22 protein-coding genes are annotated in these 21,513 nt (G+C 36.2%); 16 read left to right on the top strand and 6 right to left on the bottom strand.

Annotated features, from left to right (window positions below):
- Positions 1-330: 330 nt before the first annotated feature.
- On the bottom strand, positions 331-981 hold the full coding sequence (gene vrrA / locus U9M49_RS08465; protein WP_307312878.1) for a VrrA/YqfQ family protein: 651 nt from the start codon (positions 979-981) through the stop codon (positions 331-333).
- Between the two features lie 220 nt (positions 982-1,201).
- On the opposite strand from vrrA, the gene U9M49_RS08460 reads away from it, so the two are divergent.
- Together U9M49_RS08460 and U9M49_RS08455 are read left to right on the top strand one after the other, a co-directional pair.
- Positions 1,202-2,506, top strand: a complete 1,305-nt coding sequence (locus U9M49_RS08460) for a DEAD/DEAH box helicase (protein ID WP_095372543.1) — start codon at positions 1,202-1,204, stop codon at positions 2,504-2,506.
- A gap of 16 nt (positions 2,507-2,522) precedes the next feature.
- Complete coding sequence (locus U9M49_RS08455) at positions 2,523-3,416, top strand: deoxyribonuclease IV (RefSeq protein ID WP_322909602.1); 894 nt, start codon at positions 2,523-2,525, stop codon at positions 3,414-3,416.
- Between the two features lie 92 nt (positions 3,417-3,508).
- Here the strand turns inward: U9M49_RS08455 and U9M49_RS08450 are convergent, their stop codons facing one another.
- A complete protein-coding gene (locus U9M49_RS08450; RefSeq protein ID WP_095372545.1) occupies positions 3,509-3,766 on the bottom strand; it encodes a DUF2624 domain-containing protein in 258 nt (85 codons plus the stop codon).
- A 168-nt stretch (positions 3,767-3,934) separates the two neighbouring features.
- On the opposite strand from U9M49_RS08450, the gene U9M49_RS08445 reads away from it, so the two are divergent.
- The 3 genes from U9M49_RS08445 to U9M49_RS08435 are packed head-to-tail and all read left to right on the top strand — an operon-like array spanning position 3,935 to position 6,006.
- Positions 3,935-4,723, top strand: coding sequence for an ABC transporter ATP-binding protein (locus tag U9M49_RS08445; protein WP_322909601.1), 789 nt, complete (start codon positions 3,935-3,937; stop codon positions 4,721-4,723).
- Entirely contained in the window at positions 4,723-5,571 is an 849-nt protein-coding gene (locus tag U9M49_RS08440; RefSeq protein ID WP_095372547.1) for a metal ABC transporter permease, read from the top strand. The genes U9M49_RS08445 and U9M49_RS08440 overlap by 1 nt, the downstream gene beginning before the upstream one ends.
- Before the next feature lie 24 nt (positions 5,572-5,595).
- Positions 5,596-6,006, top strand: a complete 411-nt coding sequence (locus tag U9M49_RS08435; protein WP_095372548.1) for a Fur family transcriptional regulator — start codon at positions 5,596-5,598, stop codon at positions 6,004-6,006.
- 46 nt (positions 6,007-6,052) lie between these two features.
- Here U9M49_RS08435 and U9M49_RS08430 read toward each other — a convergent pair whose 3' ends face one another.
- Positions 6,053-6,625: a 5' nucleotidase, NT5C type gene (locus U9M49_RS08430; RefSeq protein ID WP_095372549.1), complete on the bottom strand. Its 573-nt coding sequence runs from the start codon at positions 6,623-6,625 to the stop codon at positions 6,053-6,055.
- 209 nt (positions 6,626-6,834) lie between these two features.
- On the opposite strand from U9M49_RS08430, the gene U9M49_RS08425 reads away from it, so the two are divergent.
- Positions 6,835-7,209 carry a DUF4190 domain-containing protein gene (locus tag U9M49_RS08425; protein ID WP_095372550.1) on the top strand — a complete coding sequence of 125 codons (375 nt, stop codon included), beginning with the start codon at positions 6,835-6,837 and terminating at the stop codon, positions 7,207-7,209.
- Between the two features lie 47 nt (positions 7,210-7,256).
- Here the strand turns inward: U9M49_RS08425 and ispG are convergent, their stop codons facing one another.
- The 3 genes from ispG to U9M49_RS08410 form a co-directional block, all read right to left on the bottom strand.
- The gene (gene ispG / locus U9M49_RS08420; RefSeq protein ID WP_180317072.1) at positions 7,257-8,366 is read right to left on the bottom strand and encodes a flavodoxin-dependent (E)-4-hydroxy-3-methylbut-2-enyl-diphosphate synthase; all 1,110 of its coding nucleotides are present in this window, start codon (positions 8,364-8,366) and stop codon (positions 7,257-7,259) included.
- 125 nt (positions 8,367-8,491) lie between these two features.
- Positions 8,492-8,830: a hypothetical protein gene (locus tag U9M49_RS08415; RefSeq protein ID WP_095372552.1), complete on the bottom strand. Its 339-nt coding sequence runs from the start codon at positions 8,828-8,830 to the stop codon at positions 8,492-8,494.
- Positions 8,831-8,951: 121 nt separating this feature from the next.
- Positions 8,952-9,734 carry a DUF1189 domain-containing protein gene (locus U9M49_RS08410; RefSeq protein WP_322909600.1) on the bottom strand — a complete coding sequence of 261 codons (783 nt, stop codon included), beginning with the start codon at positions 9,732-9,734 and terminating at the stop codon, positions 8,952-8,954.
- A gap of 236 nt (positions 9,735-9,970) precedes the next feature.
- Between U9M49_RS08410 and U9M49_RS08405 the strand changes: the two genes are divergently transcribed.
- From U9M49_RS08405 to phoU, 10 genes are all read left to right on the top strand, one after another.
- The gene (locus U9M49_RS08405; RefSeq protein WP_180316948.1) at positions 9,971-11,599 is read left to right on the top strand and encodes a Na/Pi cotransporter family protein; all 1,629 of its coding nucleotides are present in this window, start codon (positions 9,971-9,973) and stop codon (positions 11,597-11,599) included.
- Between the two features lie 131 nt (positions 11,600-11,730).
- Entirely contained in the window at positions 11,731-12,213 is a 483-nt protein-coding gene (locus U9M49_RS08400; protein WP_095372554.1) for a DUF456 domain-containing protein, read from the top strand.
- Between the two features lie 110 nt (positions 12,214-12,323).
- The gene (locus U9M49_RS08395; protein ID WP_095372555.1) at positions 12,324-12,932 is read left to right on the top strand and encodes a superoxide dismutase; all 609 of its coding nucleotides are present in this window, start codon (positions 12,324-12,326) and stop codon (positions 12,930-12,932) included.
- 241 nt (positions 12,933-13,173) lie between these two features.
- Positions 13,174-14,379, top strand: a complete 1,206-nt coding sequence (locus U9M49_RS08390) for an MFS transporter (protein ID WP_095372556.1) — start codon at positions 13,174-13,176, stop codon at positions 14,377-14,379.
- A gap of 159 nt (positions 14,380-14,538) precedes the next feature.
- Positions 14,539-16,638, top strand: a complete 2,100-nt coding sequence (locus tag U9M49_RS08385; RefSeq protein WP_322909686.1) for a penicillin-binding protein 2 — start codon at positions 14,539-14,541, stop codon at positions 16,636-16,638.
- Positions 16,639-17,061: 423 nt separating this feature from the next.
- Positions 17,062-18,036 (top strand): PstS family phosphate ABC transporter substrate-binding protein, encoded by a 975-nt coding sequence (locus U9M49_RS08380; RefSeq protein ID WP_095372557.1) that lies wholly within the window; start codon positions 17,062-17,064, stop codon positions 18,034-18,036.
- 51 nt (positions 18,037-18,087) lie between these two features.
- Positions 18,088-19,038: a phosphate ABC transporter permease subunit PstC gene (gene pstC / locus U9M49_RS08375; RefSeq protein ID WP_095372558.1), complete on the top strand. Its 951-nt coding sequence runs from the start codon at positions 18,088-18,090 to the stop codon at positions 19,036-19,038.
- 1 nt (position 19,039) lies between these two features.
- A complete protein-coding gene (gene pstA, locus U9M49_RS08370; RefSeq protein ID WP_224935967.1) occupies positions 19,040-19,918 on the top strand; it encodes a phosphate ABC transporter permease PstA in 879 nt (292 codons plus the stop codon).
- Positions 19,919-19,943: 25 nt separating this feature from the next.
- Positions 19,944-20,759, top strand: a complete 816-nt coding sequence (pstB, locus tag U9M49_RS08365) for a phosphate ABC transporter ATP-binding protein PstB (RefSeq protein WP_370873266.1) — start codon at positions 19,944-19,946, stop codon at positions 20,757-20,759.
- A 23-nt stretch (positions 20,760-20,782) separates the two neighbouring features.
- Positions 20,783-21,442 (top strand): phosphate signaling complex protein PhoU, encoded by a 660-nt coding sequence (phoU, locus tag U9M49_RS08360; protein ID WP_180316949.1) that lies wholly within the window; start codon positions 20,783-20,785, stop codon positions 21,440-21,442.
- The last annotated feature ends 71 nt before the right edge of the window (positions 21,443-21,513 follow it).

The following is a 21,513-nucleotide window of genomic DNA, read 5'->3' as shown; positions in this document are numbered from 1 at the left end:
CTATATCTGAAACATATATTTTGTGTTATATAATTTTAAATAAAACATTGGATGAATGAAATTACTCATCTCTTCTAATCTATTATATAAGACATAAAGCAATAACACAAAAAGGAGAATTTATAAAAGAAATCCACGGTGATTTAAGCTCAATTCTATTGTTCCGTAAGGACGAATGAAAATAAGACAATGAAGGTGATAGGATAGATACACTTTGCATATTGGTACTTAAGAGATGACTATAACAATTTTTTTAATTCACTTAATGAAGGAAATGAGCGATTTAAATAAAATAAAAACTCGCCAAAATGGCGAGCGCTAAGCACATGATTAAACATACAGTTTCGGTACAGACTGACCACCAGCTTTTTTAGGGGGTTGTTGAGTTGGCTGGTCTTCTAAAGACTTCATAGTGACTGATGTCTCTTTTTTAGTTTTCGTTACTGACATAGTAGGATGACTATCCTTTATCGGAGATGGTGAGCTAGATTCATTTTCTTCTTCTTTTTCTTCCGTTGTTGAACTCATATTCTTAAGACCGCGATAAAGCTTCCACATTGAAGGGATATTTTTAACCATTGGACCGTACTGTTGAACCATTGGACCGATTTGCCCTGCAGTATTTAAGAATTTTTGTGTATTTGTTAAAAAACCGCTGATATTTGTTGGGTTTGTTAGCGTTTGGAGAATGCCTGCTCCACCAGCGGCTCTAGATTCTGTGGCAGCATTAGTAGCAGTGTTAACGGCTGCCTGCGCACCGGAACCACCTCTACCACCAAGAATTTTGGATAATAGACCTCCACTTCTTGAAGATCCGTTATTTCTCATGCCACCATTATTTCTTGGTTGTGTTGGTCCGTATGGAGTCATACCGGGTGGAAATGGTGGCCTACCTGATAAGTTTTGCATCATTTGTGGTGTTTGGTGTGGTGGTGGGAAGCCTGGTCTCTGCCCTCGATTTGGTCCCATTCCTGGATACATCACATCTCCTCCTCTCAAAAGGGGATTTTACTTTCATTGTATGCAAAAAGGAGAAATGGGTTTATCTTTAATAAAAGGATAAGAAGGAATAACAAGTATAACTGGTTATTTACCTGGAATTTTATTATAATAATATGATGGAGTAAATGTTTGCGATTTTAAGTGATCATGTGTGCAAGTACTTATGATCATTTCATAACGATAATGAGGAGTTAAAAAAATGAATGAAACAAGATTTGAAAGGTATGAGTTTAAACCTTTTATTATAGAAGCAGTAAAGAAGTTAGGGTTTTATGAACCAACAGATATACAGGAAAGATTAATACCGACTGTCTTAAAAGGGGAAAGTGCCATTGGTCAATCCCAGACAGGTACAGGTAAAACACACGCTTATATTCTGCCAATGGTTGAAAAACTTCAAACAAATAAAAAAGGTGTACAAGCAATTATCACTGCACCAACTAGAGAGCTAGCCAACCAAATTTATCAAGAGGTTTTAAAAATCACGAGCCATAGTGAAGATGCTATCGCAGTTAAGCTCTTTATCGGTGGTACAGATAAACAAAGAACAATTGAAAAGCTTAAAACGCAACCGCAAATAGTTGTTGGTACACCGGGAAGAATTAATGATTTAGTGAAAGAGCAGGCATTGCTTATCCATACTGCTTCATTATTAGTTGTGGATGAGGCGGACTTAATGTTGGATATGGGCTTCTTGGAAGATGTTGACCAAATCGCTTCACATATGCAAGAGAAATTGCAAATGCTTGTGTTTTCAGCTACGATCCCAGAGAAGCTTAAACCATTTTTGAAAAAATATATGGAAAACCCAAAATATGTTCATGTAGAGCCGAAGCAACCAACCGCAGCTAAAATTGAACATCAATTATTACCTTCAAGACACCGCAACAAAGTAAATCTTGTGTTTGATGCTTTACAGTCTTTTAACCCGTATTTAGCCATCGTGTTTACGAATACGAAGAAAAAGGCAGATGAAGTCGCGGATGGTTTAATGGCTAAAGGCTTGAAAGTCGGAAGAATTCACGGAGATTTGAACCCACGAGAACGAAAGAAAATGATGAAGCAAATCGTTGATCTCGAATTCCAATATATCGTAGCAACTGATTTAGCTGCTAGGGGTATTGATATTAAAGGAATTAGTCACGTAATTAACTACGAATTACCTACAGACTTAGATTTTTATATTCATCGTGTAGGTAGAACAGCGAGAGCAGGCACTTCAGGTATTGCCTTAACGATTTATGATCCAACAGATGAAGACGCATTAAATAAATTAGAGAAGATGGGCGTTACTTTTACTCATATTGATTTTGTTAAAGGAAATTGGGTAAAACTTGACGATCGTAATAAAAGAAAAAACAGACAACGTCAAACAGATGAGATTGATAAAAAAGCTAGTTCACTTGTACAAAAACCGAAAAAAGTAAAACCAGGATACAAAAGAAAGCGCAAATGGGAAATGGAAAAGATAAAGAAGAGAGAAAGAAGGATTAAAAGAAAATAAGAGAGAGGGATATTGTATGTTGAAAATCGGATCCCATGTTTCGATGAGCGGAAAAAAAATGTTGTTAGCAGCCAGTGAAGAAGCAGCTTCTTACGGGGCGAATACATTTATGATTTACACAGGTGCTCCCCAAAACACGAGAAGAAAGAAAATAGAAGATTTAAATATAGAAGCAGGCCTAGCTCATATGAAGGAAAAGGACATAAGTGATATTGTTGTTCATGCCCCTTATATTATTAATATAGGGAATACAACGAACCCAGCTACATTCGAATTAGGAGTGAATTTTCTACGTTCTGAAATCGATCGTACAGAAGCGCTTGGGGCAAAGCAAATTGTCTTGCATCCTGGTGCACATGTCGGAGCAGGTGCAGAAAACGGTATTGCAAGGATTATTGAAGGTTTAAATGAAGTACTAAATGGGGATGAAAATGTGCAAATCGCGCTTGAAACAATGGCTGGAAAAGGGTCAGAATGTGGAAGAGATTTTGAAGAACTAGCGAAAATTATTGATGGTGTAACTCATAATGAACATTTATCTGTTTGTTTTGATACTTGTCATACTCATGATGCTGGATATGATATTGTTAATGACTTTGATGGTGTATTAAATGAATTTGATAAAATCATTGGTATCGATCGATTAAAGGTTCTTCATATTAATGATAGTAAAAACATTCAGGGAGCTAGGAAAGACCGCCATGAAAATATTGGATTTGGTCATATCGGTTTTAAGGCACTAAACAACATTGTTCATCATCCACAACTTACGACAATACCGAAAATCTTAGAAACACCTTATGTTGGCGAGGACAAGAAAAATAAGAAACCGCCATATCAATTCGAAATTAATATGTTGCGTAAAGAAGCGTTTAATGAAAATCTTTTAGAAGATATTTTAGCACAATAAAAAAGCATGGAGGAGAGGGATCCTCTATGCTTCTTCTTTGCCCTTCTAATGGTCTGTTAAAATCGTAGATGTCAATGGCACTTGTAATCGACTTAAGAATTGGTAAACATAAGAAATATTTGATTGACTGACTTTGCCGTGTCTACACCTGCAATATTGGCAATTTCTTTGACAAGTTTCTTTCGTTCATTTTCATTAAAGATATTCACCTTTTTACCGCGAAGATATTGGGCGATTTGCTCCGCTTCTGAGCGGCTAACTGAGATATTAAATTGTTTTCCATACTTTAATAATTCATCTGCGGTAATGTGATTGACTTTGTGATTAATGATGTTCTCAAAGATTTTCATGTGCATCACTCCTCATTAAACTGTATGCACCTGTGCAGAAAAATTTGCCTATTTTTCTACAAAAATTGATGAAACAAGCCCCATTTCACTCCTTTACAAGGTTAGGAACTTCATGTATACTACTCTTTGTACTAAATCGTAATGATTCTTAAAACGAAGGTGAATAAGATGGAAACACTGCAAGAGCCAGTGATTAAAATAGAGGATGTTTCCTTTAGATATGAAAAGAATAATGTATTAGAGCGGGTAAATTTAATTGTAAATGAAGGAGACTTCTTAGCCATTGTTGGTCCAAATGGTTCTGGAAAATCAACACTTCTCAAGTTAATATTGAACTTATTAAAATTACAAAATGGGAAAATCACTCTTTTCGGGGAAGAAATGAATCAATTTAAGGACAGGCAAAAAATTGGCTTTGTTTCGCAAAAGGCAAATTCATTTAATACAGGTTTTCCGGCAACGGTATTTGAGGTTGTTGCTAGTGGGTTAACAAAAAAGCTGGGACTATTTAAATGGATGAAAAAGGAAGATAGGCGTCTTGTTATCGATGCTATAGATTCTGTTGGATTACGCGAATATGAAATGAGTAATGTGGGAGAGTTATCTGGAGGTCAGCAACAACGGGTGTTTATTGCAAGAGCGTTAGTTAGTGAGCCTAAATTACTTATATTAGATGAACCGACTGTTGGTGTTGATGCACAACATGTGCAATCATTTTATCATATGCTTGAAGATCTGAATAAAAACCGTGGCATTACGCTTTTACTGGTTACACATGATATAGGGACAGTTTCTGAGCGGGTATCACATGTTGCATGTATGAATAAAACTCTTCATTTCCACGGGAAAACAGAGGAATTTGAGCGTCTTGATAAAGCTGAAATGTCGACGTTTTATGGACATGACGTTCATATCTTATCCCATGATCATCACCACCATCATGAAGGGGTGAGATGATGATTGCTGCTATATTTGAATATGAGTTTTTACAAAATGCTTTTTTAACTGGTATGATTATTGGTATTATTGCCCCTTTACTTGGTGTGTATATTGTAGTCAGGCGGTTATCATTGATAGCAGATGCGCTTAGTCATGTAACGTTAGCTGGGATTGCAGCAAGCTTATTACTTGAAAAGAAACTAACCGGTTTTAGCGGAGTCAATCCTGTTTATATGGGGATGGCTTTTTCCGTTACAGGATCTGTGTTTATAGAAAAGTTAAGGTCTGTATACAAGCATTATCAGGAGCTTGCCATTCCTATTATACTTTCTGGGGGAACCGGTCTAAGTGTAATATTTATTTCACTCGCTGATGGCTTCAATTCAGATCTGTTTGGTTACCTTTTTGGTAGCGTTAGTGCAGTCAGTAGAGAAGATCTATGGCTTATTATCATCATTTCGGTGATTATTATAGCCATTATTGTTTCTTTATATAAAGAACTATTCTTATTATCTTTTGATGAGGAGCATGCGCAAGCATCTGGTATTCCAGTAAAAATTGTTCATTTTATTTTTATTGTGATGGTGGCACTTGTTATCGCTTCATCTATGCGTATCGTTGGAATTCTCCTCGTATCCGCACTTATGACTTTACCGGTTGCTGCGAGTATGCGGATTGCAAAGGGCTTTAAGCAAACGATTTTATTGTCAGTTATTTTTGGGGAAGTGTCAGTACTTGGCGGTTTATTTTTAGCATATTACTTAGATCTTGCTCCTGGAGGAACCATTGTGATCATTGCTGTGTTAATATTATTAGTAACGATACTTTTAAAGAAAGTAAAGACATCTAGACCAGCTAAAGTATAATTGCAAAAAAAGGGTGAATCAGTCATGAATGTGAGTGGAGCATTAGAACTGTTGAAAAATCGAGGCTATAAGCATACAGGCAAGAGAGAAGAAATGCTTGCACTATTTGCGGATAGTAATAAGTACTTAACGGCAAGAGAAGTCTTAGAGGAAATGAAACCAGATTATCCGGGCTTGAGCTTTGATACCATTTATCGTAATTTATCGTTGTTTGTGGACTTAGATATTCTTGAGATGACCGAGTTATCTGGTGAAAAACATTTTCGGTTTACTTGTTCTCATGAACATCATCATCATCATTTTATCTGTCTGGATTGTGGAAAAACAAAAGAAATAGAAACTTGTCCGATGAATACTCTGGCAGAAAACTTAAAAGGATATGATGTTTCTGGGCATAAATTTGAAATTTACGGAAAATGCCCAGAATGTTGTTAATTGGAAAAACCCCTCATGAGGGGTTTTTTATGTGAAGATAGTAAGATTACACAGATACTTTTAACCAATTCTCAACCCATGTGGCTGCTTCCTTCCAGCTTGTCACCCGTTTTACGCCGTCTGGAGTCGGTAAGCGGTTATAGGGTGTATCGAACAATATGACGGGAATTTGACACGCCTCATGGATCATAACAGCATTATCATGTTTATCTTCGAAGAATATGTCAATATCATATTGTTTAGCTGCTGAGACTTTATCATGAGAGCCAATAAGATCAATATGATCAAAAGTAATGCCATTCTGTATGAACCAATTTTCAGTTACGCTCATCAAATGAGTTGAGCGTGCACTAATAAAAAATAGTTCATGTTCTTCTTTCCATTGTGTTAATATTGTTTTTGCGTTAGGTACAATGGTTGACTGGCGATAAATTTCCGGTTCATTTTCTTTAAACCATTGATCGAATGCTTGAGGTTCTATATCTACAAGCGGATACAAGTCATATTGCTTTATGTCTTCTAAAGTAAGTTGTAAACCAAATGCTTTGTTCATAAAAGGAATCATTGCCGCTGGACTCGTGACAGTTCCATCGATATCAATTCCGAATCGTTTTTTCATTTCATTGCTCTCCTTTAAAACTTGAACATTTAACCGTTCACTTCATTTTATCTCTACTTCCTAATTTTAGCTGAAACTTTTCATTATATAAACCATAAAAGCCTTTTTGTTGCTAGAAAATCTTAACACAAGTAAAAGTGTAACGCTTGTTAATAATAATAAATGCTCCACCACAGAAAAAGTGGATACCATTAAAGCGAGGGATCATGATGGCAGATCAGATGCGTAAATATGATGAAGATCAGCTTCGTCGTGACAGAGTTGATGAGAACCAGTATGAAGTCTCAAGCGATTATTCAGAAGAAACTGCAGCTGAAATTGCTGCTCCTGTAACTTATGATGAGGACAGGGGAAGGGATATTGACGATAGAAAAGGAACGCGTAGTGGTGGCCGAGGAGTAGGTATTACTGCTTTAGTATTATCAATCCTTTCACTATTCATTATGCCGATATTTCTTGGAGCTGCAGGGATCGTACTTGGTATTGTTGCAAATAGCAAAGGAGCTAGAGGATTTGGCACTTGGGCGATTGGTATCGGTATAGTATCGCTCTTAGTAGGGATTTTTATAATGCCATTCTTTTAAATAATGAACAACAAGCGCCTAGGAGTATCCCTAGGCGCTTTGTTTATTTAAACTGTTTCTTTGGCGTTTTCTTCTTCTTCTTTTTGTTTTGCAAAGTACTCTTCAGCTATTTTATCAATTTCAATCTTTAATTCATCGACCATTGTATCTTCTGGTACTTTGCGGACAATTTTCCCTTTGCGGAATAATAAACCTTCACCTCGTGCTCCAGCAATGCCAATGTCAGCTTCTCTTGCTTCACCAGGGCCGTTAACGGCACAGCCCAAAACAGCGACTTTAATTGGTGCTTTAATTGTTGAAATATATTCTTCAACTTCATTCGCGATACTAATTAAGTCGATTTCGATACGACCACAAGTCGGACAAGAAATGAGTGTCGCAGCATTCGATGATAAACCGTATACTTTTAACAGCTCTCTAGCCACTTTTACTTCTTCAACTGGATCAGCACTTAATGAAATTCTTAACGTATTTCCGATACCTTTATGAAGAATTGCGCCTAAGCCAGCTGCACTTTTTACTGTACCGGCAAATAATGTTCCGGATTCAGTAATCCCTAAGTGTAGAGGATAATCAAAAGCTTGAGCTGCTTTTTCATAAGCTTCAATCGCTAAATTGACATCTGACGCTTTCATGGAGACGATAATATCATGGAAGTCTAGGTCTTCCAGGATTTTAATATGGTGAAGTGCACTTTCAACCATTCCGTCTGCTGTAGGATAGCCGTATTTTTCTAAAATGCGTTTTTCTAATGAACCTGCATTTACACCAATACGAATAGGAATACCTTTCGCTTTAGCAGCTTTTACAACAGCTTCCACTTTTTCGCGTTTTCCAATATTACCTGGATTAATTCTAATCTTGTCAGCTCCACCTTCAATGGCTTTTAAAGCTAACTTATAATCAAAATGGATATCAACGACAAGTGGAATATCGATTTGTTTTTTTATATCAGCAATCGCATTAGCTGCCCTTTCATCTGGACATGCTACGCGAACAACTTGGCATCCTGCTTCTTCTAATCGTTTAATTTGCGCAACGGTTGCTTCTACATCATGAGTTTTCGTTGTAGTCATACTTTGAATAAATAATTCATTACTTCCGCCAATGGTTAGCGGTCCCACTTTTACCGGACGAGTTTTCGTACGATGTATCATTTCACTCAATGGAGATTCGCTCCTTTATATATAAAAAATATATTTGAACTTCTCAATGTAAGCTCTTATCATCAACTATTGTATCAATGAAGTGATTGAATTGACAAGAAATAGATGCTAAGCATTTAGTTTTCATTATTATATGAAGGAAATTTATAGGTATTGCCGTATTGAATTTCTTCAGGCTTTATTCCGTTATTTAATGTGCTGAAATCTTCAGCAATAACATTAATTGGAAGATTTTCGATGTTCATATTTTGCTGCTCAATAATGGATAGAACGGTATCTCCCCGATTCACTTCTTTTTCGAAATAAGTAAGGCCTACCTCTTGTTCGCCTTTTTCTAAATTTGTGACCTCTGCGACAACGGGTGCAATATGTTTAGGGAGAGTTCCTTTGGAAAGATCGACGTATACAGCAAATGCAATGATAATAATTAAGATGAAGGCTGAAATTCTTCTCATATTTACAAGCTCCCGTCATTATAGAATAATCATTATCATACTTATGCATGTACATATCTAATTAGAACAGATTATGTATAAAAAAACTGCAGACGGTATAGGCGTCTACAGTATGATTCCATTATTGTTCAGGTATTTCCTTTTTCTGATGAGGTATTTCTTTGATGGCTAACATGAGAATGATGATGGATATTAACCAGTTAATAAGTGCTCCATTTGGAACTACGGTTTGTAGTGTGTCCATGATAATAAAAAATACTGTTGATAACGTGATACTATAAGCGGCTATTCGCCACATGTAGCGATAAGGAAGTGTCTTCTGAACAATTCTCACAATCATTATACCGATTAAGGCAATAATGGAAATTTCTATTAAGCGCATGGCTACAGAAAATAAATACAGTACAATAGCGAAGATACTAATTAAAATGATTAACCAAGAATCTGCCGTTTGTATTAATTCAATAACGGTTGATTTATCAATATTGATATCACCGAGCATACTATAGCTATAGGATTGTTGATTGTTTCCGCTAATGAACACCAATTCGTCTTGTAGAATGGCAATGGTATCATTTGTTTGTAATATTTCATCTTTCTTTACAATATTATTAGAGTCAAAAATAATGGTCACACCATCATTCTCAACAGTAATAGGTGCTGTTTCATTTGCTTGTAATGTCCCATTAGCAATCTCAAATTCAGGCAAATCATCCATTATTGTTGATTCCATTGATTGTACACCATTGAAGACGGATGTACTGAGAAAAAAAATAGTGGGGATAATGGATAGGAAAGTGAGAAAAAAAACATAACCTATAGTCTTTCCTATACCCTGCTGACGAAATGTTGCAATGTCTTTTGGAGAATAAATGCTACTTATAAATTGTTTGAAGATATTCAAAAATTTTCCACGTCCTTACTTGTCATTATTCTACTTATTTTAACGACAATACTTTCGTCATACAAGAATAATAAGTTTTTTGAATAATTAATCCTTTGTCATCTAATTGTAACATAAGGGAAAAATATTAAAGGTTTGTAAATTTAACCGTTACACTATTTACATTAATAGAGAAAGCTTTAATAATAGTGTGGGGTTTACATTAGTGTTGAAATACTTTCTAGGGGTTGAAAAGCTTGGAATTAGATATTCAAAAGATGATATTTGAGTTTGTCGGTGGATTAGGTATCTTCCTTCTCGGAATTAAAACGATGGGAGATGGTCTACAAAAGTCAGCTGGAGATCGTCTTAGAGATATTTTGGATAGATTCACCACAAATCCATTAATGGGTGTACTAGCAGGAATGTTAGTAACGATGCTTATTCAAAGTAGTTCTGCAACGACGGTGTTAACAGTAGGATTAGTTAGCGCTGGATTTATGAATCTACGTCAAGCGATAGGCGTAATTATGGGTGCGAATATTGGGACAACCTTTACAGCGTTTATAATTGGTCTAGATATTGGTGAATATGCGTTGCCAATCCTAGCGATTGGGGTATTATGCTTAGTCTTCTTTAAAAATAACCGTATGCAAAACATTGGGTCTATTATATTTGGTTTTGGGGCATTGTTTTATGGATTAGAGTTAATGGGCGGTGGTATGAAACCGTTAAGTAACTTACAAAGCTTTCATGACTTGACAGTTAGTATGAGTGAGATTCCAGTATTAGGTGTTCTTGTGGGAACTGTGCTTACAGTAATTGTGCAAAGCTCAAGTGCGACAATTGGAATATTGCAAGGCCTATTTTCTGAGGGGTTAATTAACTTAGATGCAGCTCTTCCAGTTTTATTTGGAGATAATATTGGTACAACGATAACTGCCGTATTAGCTTCACTTGGGGCTACAGTTGCAGCTAAACGAGCAGCGCTAGTTCACGTAACGTTTAATTTAATTGGAGCTACCATCTTTTTAATATTACTTCATCCTTTTACTTTATTGGTTGAAATGTTCCAAGCGAATCTTGGACTGAATCCAGAGCTGACAATTGCGTTCGCTCATGGAACATTTAATATTACTAACACGTTGATTCAACTGCCATTTGTGGCTGTTCTGGCCTATATTGTGACGAAGCTTATTCCGGGTGAAGATACAGTGATTGAGCAAAAAGCCAAACATTTAGATGCTGTTTTTATTCAGCAATCGCCATCAATTGCTCTTGGACAAGCAAAAGAAGAGGTACTTCGAATGGGTCAATTTGCTGTTGAAGGATTAAATGAGACACGATCATTTTTAATAGATGGTTCTCCTAAACATGGTGAAAAAGCTTATCAAATCGAAAGTGCGATAAACAATCTGGATAGACAAATTACAGATTATCTTATTCAGCTTTCTAGAAGTTCTTTATCTAATAGCGAATCGGCTGAACATACGGTTCTAATGGATACGATTAGAGATATTGAAAGAATGGGTGACCATTTCGAAAATATCGTTGAATTAATGGATTATAAGAAAGCCAATAAGGTAAGTATTACGGAATCCGCTATGAAAGATTTAGATGATATGTTCCAATTAACGATCTCTACGGTTTCTGAAGCATTAGAAGCGCTAGATCATAATGATAAAGAAGCAGCACAACATGTTGTACAAAAAGAAGATCAAATAGATAAAATGGAGCGTAAATTACGTAAACAACATATCATTCGCTTAAGTGAAGGAGTATGTTCTGGACAAGCAGGGATTGTATATGTGGATATCTTAAGTAATCTAGAACGAATCGGTGATCATGCAGTTAATATTGCAGAGGCTGTATTAGGCGAAGATTGAGTATTATAAAGAGGTAAGGGTTGGTTCCTTACCTCTTTTTTTAAAATCTTTCGATGGAAAAGATAACATTTTAATGTTTTAATTATGGCGAGACTATGAGAAGTTTTTGTTATGAATAGGAGGGAACGGTTATGGATATTTTAGCTTGGGCACTCATTATCATCTTATTTGTTATAGCTTTTATCGGATTGATTTATCCAATTATCCCGAGTGTACTTTTTATTGCCGCTGGCTTTATTGTTTATGGATTATTCTATTCCTTTGAACCTTTTGGTGTACTGTTTTGGTCCATTCAAATTTTATTTGTAATATTACTATTTGGTGCCGACTATATCTCTAATATGGTTGGTGTGAAAAAATATGGTGGGACAAAAGCTGGAATATGGGGAAGCACTATTGGAATACTAGTAGGTCCTTTTGTTATCCCGGTGGCAGGTATATTACTTGGACCAATAGTCGGGGCAATTATCGCAGAATTAATTGTACATCGTCGCCCATTTAAGGAAGCGGTCTTAGTTGGATTTGGGTCACTTGTAGGATTCATAAGTAGCATCATTACTAAAGGAATTGTTCAAGTAGTGATGATTATCTATTTCTTATTTGTTGTTCTATAAAAAAATTAATTTTTATGTTTGATTCTATGGCAAAGTGGTATAGAAAATATAAGAAGACATTTTAATGATGTCTGCATATGATTATATTTTTTAGTAGGAGGAATGTTTACATGGCTTATGAACTACCGAAATTACCGTATGCTTATGATGCTTTAGAACCACATATCGACAAGGAAACAATGAATATCCATCATACGAAACACCATAATACTTATGTAACTAACTTGAACAATGCAATTGAAGGAAAAAGTGCATACGCATCGAAAAGTGTAGAAGAATTAATTACCCATATAAATGATATTCCTGAAGATATCCGTACAGCTGTCAGGAATAATGGCGGTGGACATGCCAACCATTCTTTATTCTGGGAAGTTCTTTCACCAAATGGAGGGGGTACACCAACAGGCGATTTAGGAGATGCGATAGCTAGTAAATTTGGTAGCTTTGACGACTTCAAGGATGAATTTGCTAAAGCAGCTACTGGTCGCTTCGGATCGGGTTGGGCATGGTTAGTTGTTGATAATGGAGAATTAGCCATAACGAGCACACCTAATCAAGACTCGCCATTAATGGAAGGCAAAACACCCCTTCTTGGGCTAGATGTTTGGGAACATGCTTATTATTTAAACTATCAAAACAAACGTCCTGAATATATAAAAGCGTTTTGGAATGTTGTCAATTGGGACGAAGTAGGCAGAAGATATCAAGAAGCGAAGTAAAAGCCAAAATAAATCTATAATCTTAAAAAAAGCGCTATTCATTGGAATAGTGCTTTTTTACATTGCTGTCTAATAAATGTCACTCTTTCCTAATGTATGGGCTTCGATTGTCTAACCATAATTGTTTTTTGTAAGAAGACCAAGTGACATGAAATATTTTTTCAATGAGGATCTTCCTTTTCTTGCATAACTCCATCGTTTTTGAAGGAGACTATTTGTAGAATCGAAGGGGAGTTTTTTTATGAGTAAATTGCAGAGAGTGATTGGAAATATTGAGCCGACCAGAGACCTTGTTTTGTTGCTGCTAATTGGAGGATTATATTCCTTAAGTATTGCGTTATCCAATACTTTTGTGAATATTTTTTTGTGGAAGCAATCTGGTGAATACGTGGATTTAGGCTTATATAACCTCGCTGCTGTTGTTCTGCAACCTATTGCATTTATTATTGCGGGCAAATGGGCGAAAAAAGTAGATCGTGTCATTGTTCTAAGGTTAGGGGTTATATTTCTTGCCTTCTTTTATATTTCTGTGCTTCTTGTAGGGGATAAAGCGTCGTCATATCTCCTTTTATTAGGTTCTTTATTAGGTATAGGTTCTGGTTTTTATTGGCTTGCGTTTAATGTATTAACATTTGAAATAACCGATCCAGAAAATCGAGACTTTTTTAATGGTTTTCTCGGGTTACTTTCATCATTTGGTGGTATGATTGGTCCTATTTCTGCCGGTTTAATTATTTCAAAAATGAAGGCTTATACTGGTTATTCAGTCATATTTGGAATTTCATTAGCATTATTCGCGATTGCCGTATTTTTAAGCTTTTCTATTAAAAGGCGTCCAGCAAATGGAAAATATTTTTTTAAGCGGATTATAGAAGAACGAAAGTATAATAAGAATTGGAAGAGGATTACAAATGCTCATTTTTTCCAAGGGTTTCGTGAAGGTACATATGCGTTTGTCGTTTCTGTCTTTGTGTTTATAGCTACGGGGAGCGAATTAGCACTTGGTACATTCGGATTATTAAATTCAGGTATCGCATTAGTTTGTTATTATATTGCTTCAAGATGGATTAAGAAAGAGCATAGGAAAAGAGCAGTGTTAGCTGGAGGTGTGTTATTATTTCTGTCAATTTTCCTGTTAGTATTTCATATAACCTACGTTAATCTTTTGCTCTATGCGGCATTAATTGCAATCGCTTATCCTTTATTACTCGTTCCTTATTCTTCAATGACTTATGATGTAATAGGCACAGCCTGGAAAGCGGCAGAAATGAGAATTGAATATATTGTTGTAAGGGAATTATTCTTGAACATCGGTAGAATATTATCTTTGTTGTTCTTTATAGTGGGTGTAATCTATTTTGATGATCATGTGATCTTGCCGATATTGCTAGTAATATTAGGGATTGGGCATAGTATGATCTATTTCTTTATAAAGAATATCGAATGATGTGAAAAAAATATTCAAAATAACTATCATTTCCTTATAGTTATGAATAGAATTATTTTTGGTTTTCTTTTAAAATAAGTATATGTAATTAAGAGGGAAGTGTGGTTTTAGCAATTGAATAAAAAGAAAAAGAAGAATCGTGTGTCCTTTCGGTTGAACATGCTATTCTTAATTGTCTTTGTGTTGTTCTCTGTACTTATTTTTAGATTAGGGTTTGTTCAGATTGTCTACGGTGATGACTATAAGCGAGAAATAGAACGAACAGAAGAAATCACTGTAAATAACCCTGTACCTAGGGGAAAGATGTTTGATAGTACAGGAAAGATTATTGTCGATAATATCCCGCAGAATGCCATTACATATACAAATAATGGAGCTAGTCAAGAGGAAATGCTTGATACTGCTGAGAAATTAGCGGAACTAATTGAAAAAGATACAGAAAAAGTCACGGAACGAGATGAAAAAGATTATTGGATTATGATTAATCCTGATCGCGCGGATGAAAAGGTAACAGAGAAAGAAAAGGAAAATATTCGCGAGGACGAAGAAGCCGATTACGATAAAGATGTCTATCAATTAACATTAGATCGTATTACGGAAGAAGAATTGGATGAACTGACAGAAGACGACTTGGAAGTGCTTGCGATTTATCGAGAGTTCTCTAGTGGGTATGCCTTTACACCACAAGTTGTTAAAAATGATGAAGTAACTGCAAAGGAATTCGCCCTAGTAAGCGAAAATTTAGATTATCTTCCAGGGGTTGATACAACAACTGATTGGGACCGTTACTATGCTTTTGATAATACATTGAAATCTGTCCTTGGTTCTGTTTCTTCTTCTGAAGAAGGTATTCCGAAAGAAATGCTTGATTACTATTTAGCAAGAGATTATTCAAGAAATGACCGTGTAGGTAAAAGTTATCTTGAATATCAATACGAAGAAGTCCTCCATGGTCAAAAAGCCAAAGTGAAAAATGTCACTGATAAAGGTGGTACGATTCTAGAAACGGTTACAATTTCAGAAGGGCAGCGGGGGAAAGATTTAGTATTAAGTGTCGATATGGATTTACAATTAGCAACAGAAAAAATCATTGAAGAAGAGTTGCGTGCGGCTAAACAAACTGGAGGAACCAGTCTTTTAGATAGAGCCTATGTCGTGTTAATGGATCCGTATAGCGGCGAAATTTTAACAATGGCTGGTAGAAGGCTTGTGAAAGATGAGGAAACAGGCCGAACAAGAATGACGGATGATGCGTTAGGGAATATTACGACCACTTATAACGCCGGTTCCGTAGTCAAAGGGGCTACTATTCTTACGGGCTATAAGGAAGGTGTGATTCAACCTGGTACAGTAATTAATGACCAGCCATTAAAAATTGCTGGTACACCTGTAAAAAAATCATGGAAAACGTTCGGACCAATTAGTGATTTGTACGCATTAAGGGTTTCATCCAATGTGTATATGTTTGAAACAGCCATTCGAATTGGAGGCGGCACATATCGCTATAATAAATCATTGCCGTTAGATCCTAAAGGGTTTGATACAATCAGAGAATCGTTTGCTCAGTTTGGTTTAGGCGTTAGAACAGGGATTGATCTACCAAATGAACAAACAGGATTTAAAGGAATGAGTCAACTCCCTGGATTTATGTTGGACTTAGTGATTGGACAGTATGATACGTACTCTAATATGCAGCTCGTGCAATATGTATCCACGATTGCTAACGGCGGGAATAGAATGGAGCCTCATGTAGTAAAAGAAATTAGGGAGCCTTTATTAGAAAATGAAGAATTAGGCCCTATTGTAGAAGAAATATCGCCGAAAGTTCTTAATAAACTTGATATGGATGCTTCTTGGATTGAACGTGTAAAAGAGGGATTCCGTCAAGTTGCACAAGAACAACAAGGTACGGCACTATCCTTCTTTGGTGATAAAGAGTATGACCCTGCAGGTAAAACAGGAACAGCAGAGGCTTTCTATGATGGACCACTACGTAGTAATTATGATGAGCCACCTGAAGTAATGAATATCAGCTATGTTGGTTATGCACCTTCTGATAATCCAGAAGTGGCAATTGCTGTCATGGTCCCTTGGGCCTATGAAGGTGGAAGTGGCCATAAAGCAAACATGATTATTGCCGAACGCGTCATGGATGAATACTTTGAATTAAAAGAAGAACGTGCGAAAGAAGAAAGTAAGAAACCAGAAGATTTAACGAAGCAAGAAGTAATTGATGTTAACAAAGAAGAGGATGAATAAGCTTGTTTGTTTTGAAAAACACAAGCATAACAGATACTAATCAACAATCAAACTCGGATTCACCCTATTTTAAAGGGGGAATCCGAGTTATTTTTATGCTTTTCTTTTAGTTTTAGTTTATAACATCAGAAGTGAAAGAGGCAAAGAACGCTGACAATCCTACACAACTACCTCTATATTATCGTTCTTTTACTAAGGAGTGCCTCGACAATCCCCATGTTCATTACTTTGCTTTTACAGCATTGTTTGTTTGCAAGGTAATGCTCACTCCAAAAATGAGATATGATTTTCCCTAAATTTCACTTTACATTTCTTCACATTGGTTTACAGAATATTTACACGACATTTATTTCCTATTAACGTTTAGGTCTTATGATGGGTTTGTAGGACAAAACAACTGATTTTCTAGGGGGAATATTTCTAATGAAGAAACGATTCAAGTATGTGGCATCAACATTAATGATTGGTTCTGTTCTTGCTTTTACAACGGCATGTGGAGCAAATGGCGGTGCGAACAGTTCAAGTAATGGAGAGCAAACAACTAGTGAAGAAAATCAACAGTTACAAGGAGAAATCAAAATTGATGGCTCCTCTACAGTTTATCCTATTATGGAAGCTGTTGTTGAAGAATTCAGTATGGATCAGCCAGGCGTACAAGTGTCAGTCGCTTCTTCTGGAACAGGTGGAGGATTTAAACAGTTTATTGCAGGAACAACGGATATCAGTAACGCTTCGAGAGAAATTAAAGATGAAGAGAAAACCCAAATTGAAGAAGCAGGAATTGAGTATTCAGAATTAAAGCTAGCCAACGATGGATTATCAATCGTTGTAAATAAAGAGAATGATTGGGTCGATTCACTTACTATCGAAGAATTGAAAGAGTTATGGATCAATACGGGAGAAACAAAAAAATGGTCAGATATTAGACCAGAATGGCCAGATGAGGAAGTCAAATTTTATTCTCCAGGAACAGACTCTGGAACGTATGATTACTTTAATGAAATCATTCTGGAGGATGAGCCAATTGTAGAACAAGCGACACTGTCAGAAGATGACAACATCCTTGTTCAAGGTGTAGCAGGGGACGAAAATGCCATTGGATTCTTTGGATTTGCTTATTATGTTGAGAATCAAGATAAGCTAAAAGTTGTTCCAATCGATGGTGGGAATGGTCCGGTAGAGCCGACTCATGACACGGTTGAATCAGGGGAGTATGCACCATTATCACGTCCTTTATATATCTACGTGAAAAATGATTCCCTAAAGAATGAAGAAACATATGAATTCGTTAAGTTCACATTAGAAAATGCGGGGGCACTTTCAGAAGATGTCGGTTATGTGAAATTAAAAGATGAAGAATATGAAACAGGGTTATCAACAATTGAAGATTTAAAATAAGTGTTTGAATGATGAAGAGAGATCATCATCGTAATGAAGGGGGGATCAACTATGAATATACAACAAGAAGAAAAAGCGTTTTCTGTGCAAGAACTTATACAACAAAAAAAATCTAAAAGTAAAAATAAACTGAAGTCAGAAAAGATTGTTCCAGTTATCTTATTATTAACCGCGATTGTGTCAGTATTAACGACGATTGGGATCGTTGTAACATTATTTGTGGAAACGACGACTTTTTTCAGTCACGTAAGTATCAAAGAATTTTTTACCGCACAAAAGTGGTATCCATTTTCTGAAACACAAGGCTCATATGGAATCCTACCGCTTATTTCAGGAACGTTAAAAGTTGCTCTTATAGCTGCAGTTGTGGCAGTCCCGATTGGTCTCGCTGTAGCTATTTTCTTGAGTGAGTATGCGAGTGACCGAACAAGGAGAGTTATTAAACCTATTTTAGAAGTATTAGCAGGCGTACCTACTATCGTTTATGGGTTTTTTGCTCTCACTTTTGTGACACCAGTGCTTAGAGAAATGATTCCATCTCTGCAAATATTCAATGCGCTTAGCCCAGGGATTGTTATCGGGATTATGATTACACCGATGATTGCCTCATTATCAGAAGATGCCATGTCGTCTGTACCTAAAGTGATGAAAGAAGGGGCTTATGCATTAGGGGCAACAAAACTTGAAGTGGCCATTAAAATTGTTATACCTGCCGCTGTTTCAGGTATTGTTGCTTCTATTGTATTAGCAATTTCAAGAGCAATAGGTGAAACAATGATTGTCGCTGTTGCAGGAGGCTCCACGCCTAACTTAAGCTTTGACGTGACAAGTAGTATTCAAACAATGACGGCTTATATTGTCCAAGTCAGTCAGGGAGATGCTGGATATGGTACGACCATCTATTATAGTATCTACGCAGTTGGATTTACATTGTTTATTTTCACCTTGTTCATGAATATGCTCGCCCAATTCATCTCCAAGCGCTTTAGGGAGGAATACTAGTATGAAATTAATTAATCATGATCAAGTACTAAAGAAAATGTCACCACGAAAATGGAAAAATTCCGTTTTTAAAGGTTTGTTCATGTTGGCGACTGCGTTTGCATTAGTGGTTCTTGCGATATTATTGTATCGCATTATCACTCAAGGAATTGGTTATTTAGACTGGCAGTTCTTGCAATCTTTACCTTCACGTGATCCAGAACAAGCGGGTATTAAAACAGCTTTAATAGGGACCATTTGGTTAATGGGTGTTGTTGCCCCTGTGACGCTTATACTTGGTGTAGGAACAGCCATTTACTTAGAGGAGTATGCGAGTAAAAATAAGTTTACCTCACTGATTCAGATTAATATATCTAACTTAGCAGGTGTCCCGTCGATTGTTTTTGGATTATTAGGATTAACGGTTTTTGTGAGAGCATTAACTTTAGGAACAAGTGTATTGGCCGCAGGCTTAACGATGAGTTTACTCGTATTACCAATCATAATCGTCGCGTCTCAAGAGGCGATTCGAAGTGTACCGATGGAATTAAGAGAAGCGTCATTTGGAATGGGAGCTAATAAATGGCAAACAATTGTAAGGGTGGTTATGCCGGCTGCATTACCTGGCATATTAACAGGAGCAATTTTAGCTCTCTCTAGAGCAATCGGGGAAACGGCACCATTAGTAGTGCTTGGTTTACCACTTTTCTTAGCGTTTTTACCTCAATCTGTTTTCGATATGTTTACTGTCTTACCAATGCAAATCTATAACTGGACGAGTAGACCGCAAGAAGAGTTTCATGCCGTTGCAGCGGGGGGCATTATTGTATTACTAGTAATGTTAATTGTGATGAATTCTATTGCTGTGTTGATCAGAAATAAATTCCAAAAAAGGTATTAAACGAGGAGTGGAGAATATGAGTACATTGGTTGCACCCAAAAAAGAAGCCGCCGATTCACTTGACAACTATAAAAATCTTAATGACAACAATAAAGTTTATCAAACAAAAGAATTAAATTTATGGTATGGAAGTAATCATGCATTAAAACAAATCAATTTAGATATTTATGAAAATGAAGTAACTGCGATTATCGGTCCATCAGGATGTGGTAAATCGACTTATATTAAAGCGTTGAACCGAATGATTGAAATGGTACCATCAGTAAAAACATCAGGAGAAATTCAATATCGTGGACGTAATATTTTTGATAAACGTTATGGTGTTGAAGAATTAAGAACAAAAGTGGGTATGGTGTTCCAAAAGCCGAATCCTTTTCCTAAATCTATCTATGAAAATGTTGTTTATGGTCCGAGAATTCATGGTATAAGAGATAAGAAAGTCCTGAATCAAATTGTTGAAAAAAGTTTAAAAGGGGCAGCGCTTTGGGATGAGGTAAAAGATAGATTGCAGGATAACGCTTATGGTTTATCAGGTGGTCAACAGCAAAGACTATGTATTGCAAGATGTTTGGCGATAGAACCAGATGTTATTCTCATGGATGAACCTACCTCAGCATTAGATCCGATTTCAACACTAAAGGTAGAAGAGCTTGTACAGGTATTAAAAAAAGAATATAGTATCATTATAGTGACTCATAATATGCAACAAGCAGCTAGGATATCTGACCGAACGGCCTTTTTCTTAAACGGTGAAGTAGTAGAATTTGCAGAAACAGATAAAATTTTTTCTAATCCAACTGATAAGAGAACGGAAGATTATATTACCGGCAGGTTCGGCTAATTAAGTAAAGGAGACTGATTATATTGCCAGTAAGAGAGAAGTTTGATGAAGAATTAGCAGTATTAAGAGGAAAATTATTAGACTTAGGTCATTTTGCTGAAAATGCCCTTTCTTTATCGATTCAGGCACTTGAGAATCATGATATAGAACTAGCTTTAGAGATCATGGAAAATGACACAAAAGCAAACATATTGTACGAAGAAATTAATGATTATGCCATTTTATTAATAGCGAAACAACAGCCAGTAGCTATTGACTTGCGAAGAATTATTGTCGCAATAAAGATAGCAACGGATATTGAGAGAATAGCTGATTTTGCTGTGAATATTGCTAAATCAACGATTAGAATTGGGAAAGAAGACCATGTGAAACCAATTGTTCATATTAAACAAATGCATGCGATTTGCTTAACAATGTTAAACGATTCATTAACTGCTTTCAATGAAGAAGATCTTAAAAAAGCAAAAGCCGTTGCTGACATGGATGATGAAGTGGATGATTTATATGGGCAAACGATTGTTGATTTACTGAGAATAAGTGGGGAACAATCTGAGCGAATTCCGCAAATTACTCAATTATCTTTTGTTTGTAGATATTTAGAACGTGCAGCAGATCATGTCACAAACATTTCTGAGCATATCTTCTATTTAGTGAAAGGTAAGCAATTTGATTTGAATGATTGATAAAAGTAACGAACCTCTTTCATCATAGAGGTTCGTTCTTTTATTTATATGAAATGAATGTGAGTCTTATT

This window comes from Cytobacillus sp. OWB-43 (genome assembly GCF_034651445.1).
Lineage (GTDB): Bacteria > Bacillota > Bacilli > Bacillales > Cytobacillaceae > Cytobacillus > Cytobacillus kochii.
Note: the sequence above shows the minus strand (reverse complement) of the source record. Positions and strands in the feature narration are given on the sequence as shown.

What these genes read in the sequence shown, in the direction of transcription:
- U9M49_RS08435 (WP_095372548.1), top strand. Translation starts at nt 5,596, where the DNA reads ATGAATGTGAGTGGAGCATTAGAACTGTTGAAAAATCGAGGCTATAAG.
- vrrA (WP_307312878.1), bottom strand. Translation starts at nt 981, where the DNA reads ATGTATCCAGGAATGGGACCAAATCGAGGGCAGAGACCAGGCTTCCCA.
- pstC (WP_095372558.1), top strand. Translation starts at nt 18,088, where the DNA reads ATGAATATACAACAAGAAGAAAAAGCGTTTTCTGTGCAAGAACTTATA.
- U9M49_RS08390 (WP_095372556.1), top strand. Translation starts at nt 13,174, where the DNA reads ATGAGTAAATTGCAGAGAGTGATTGGAAATATTGAGCCGACCAGAGAC.
- U9M49_RS08380 (WP_095372557.1), top strand. Translation starts at nt 17,062, where the DNA reads ATGAAGAAACGATTCAAGTATGTGGCATCAACATTAATGATTGGTTCT.
- U9M49_RS08415 (WP_095372552.1), bottom strand. Translation starts at nt 8,830, where the DNA reads ATGAGAAGAATTTCAGCCTTCATCTTAATTATTATCATTGCATTTGCT.
- U9M49_RS08385 (WP_322909686.1), top strand. Translation starts at nt 14,539, where the DNA reads ATGCTATTCTTAATTGTCTTTGTGTTGTTCTCTGTACTTATTTTTAGA.
- U9M49_RS08400 (WP_095372554.1), top strand. Translation starts at nt 11,731, where the DNA reads ATGGATATTTTAGCTTGGGCACTCATTATCATCTTATTTGTTATAGCT.
- U9M49_RS08455 (WP_322909602.1), top strand. Translation starts at nt 2,523, where the DNA reads ATGTTGAAAATCGGATCCCATGTTTCGATGAGCGGAAAAAAAATGTTG.
- U9M49_RS08395 (WP_095372555.1), top strand. Translation starts at nt 12,324, where the DNA reads ATGGCTTATGAACTACCGAAATTACCGTATGCTTATGATGCTTTAGAA.
- U9M49_RS08460 (WP_095372543.1), top strand. Translation starts at nt 1,202, where the DNA reads ATGAATGAAACAAGATTTGAAAGGTATGAGTTTAAACCTTTTATTATA.
- U9M49_RS08440 (WP_095372547.1), top strand. Translation starts at nt 4,723, where the DNA reads ATGATTGCTGCTATATTTGAATATGAGTTTTTACAAAATGCTTTTTTA.
- pstA (WP_224935967.1), top strand. Translation starts at nt 19,040, where the DNA reads ATGAAATTAATTAATCATGATCAAGTACTAAAGAAAATGTCACCACGA.
- U9M49_RS08450 (WP_095372545.1), bottom strand. Translation starts at nt 3,766, where the DNA reads ATGAAAATCTTTGAGAACATCATTAATCACAAAGTCAATCACATTACC.
- U9M49_RS08430 (WP_095372549.1), bottom strand. Translation starts at nt 6,625, where the DNA reads ATGAAAAAACGATTCGGAATTGATATCGATGGAACTGTCACGAGTCCA.
- U9M49_RS08425 (WP_095372550.1), top strand. Translation starts at nt 6,835, where the DNA reads ATGGCAGATCAGATGCGTAAATATGATGAAGATCAGCTTCGTCGTGAC.
- ispG (WP_180317072.1), bottom strand. Translation starts at nt 8,366, where the DNA reads ATGATACATCGTACGAAAACTCGTCCGGTAAAAGTGGGACCGCTAACC.
- U9M49_RS08445 (WP_322909601.1), top strand. Translation starts at nt 3,935, where the DNA reads ATGGAAACACTGCAAGAGCCAGTGATTAAAATAGAGGATGTTTCCTTT.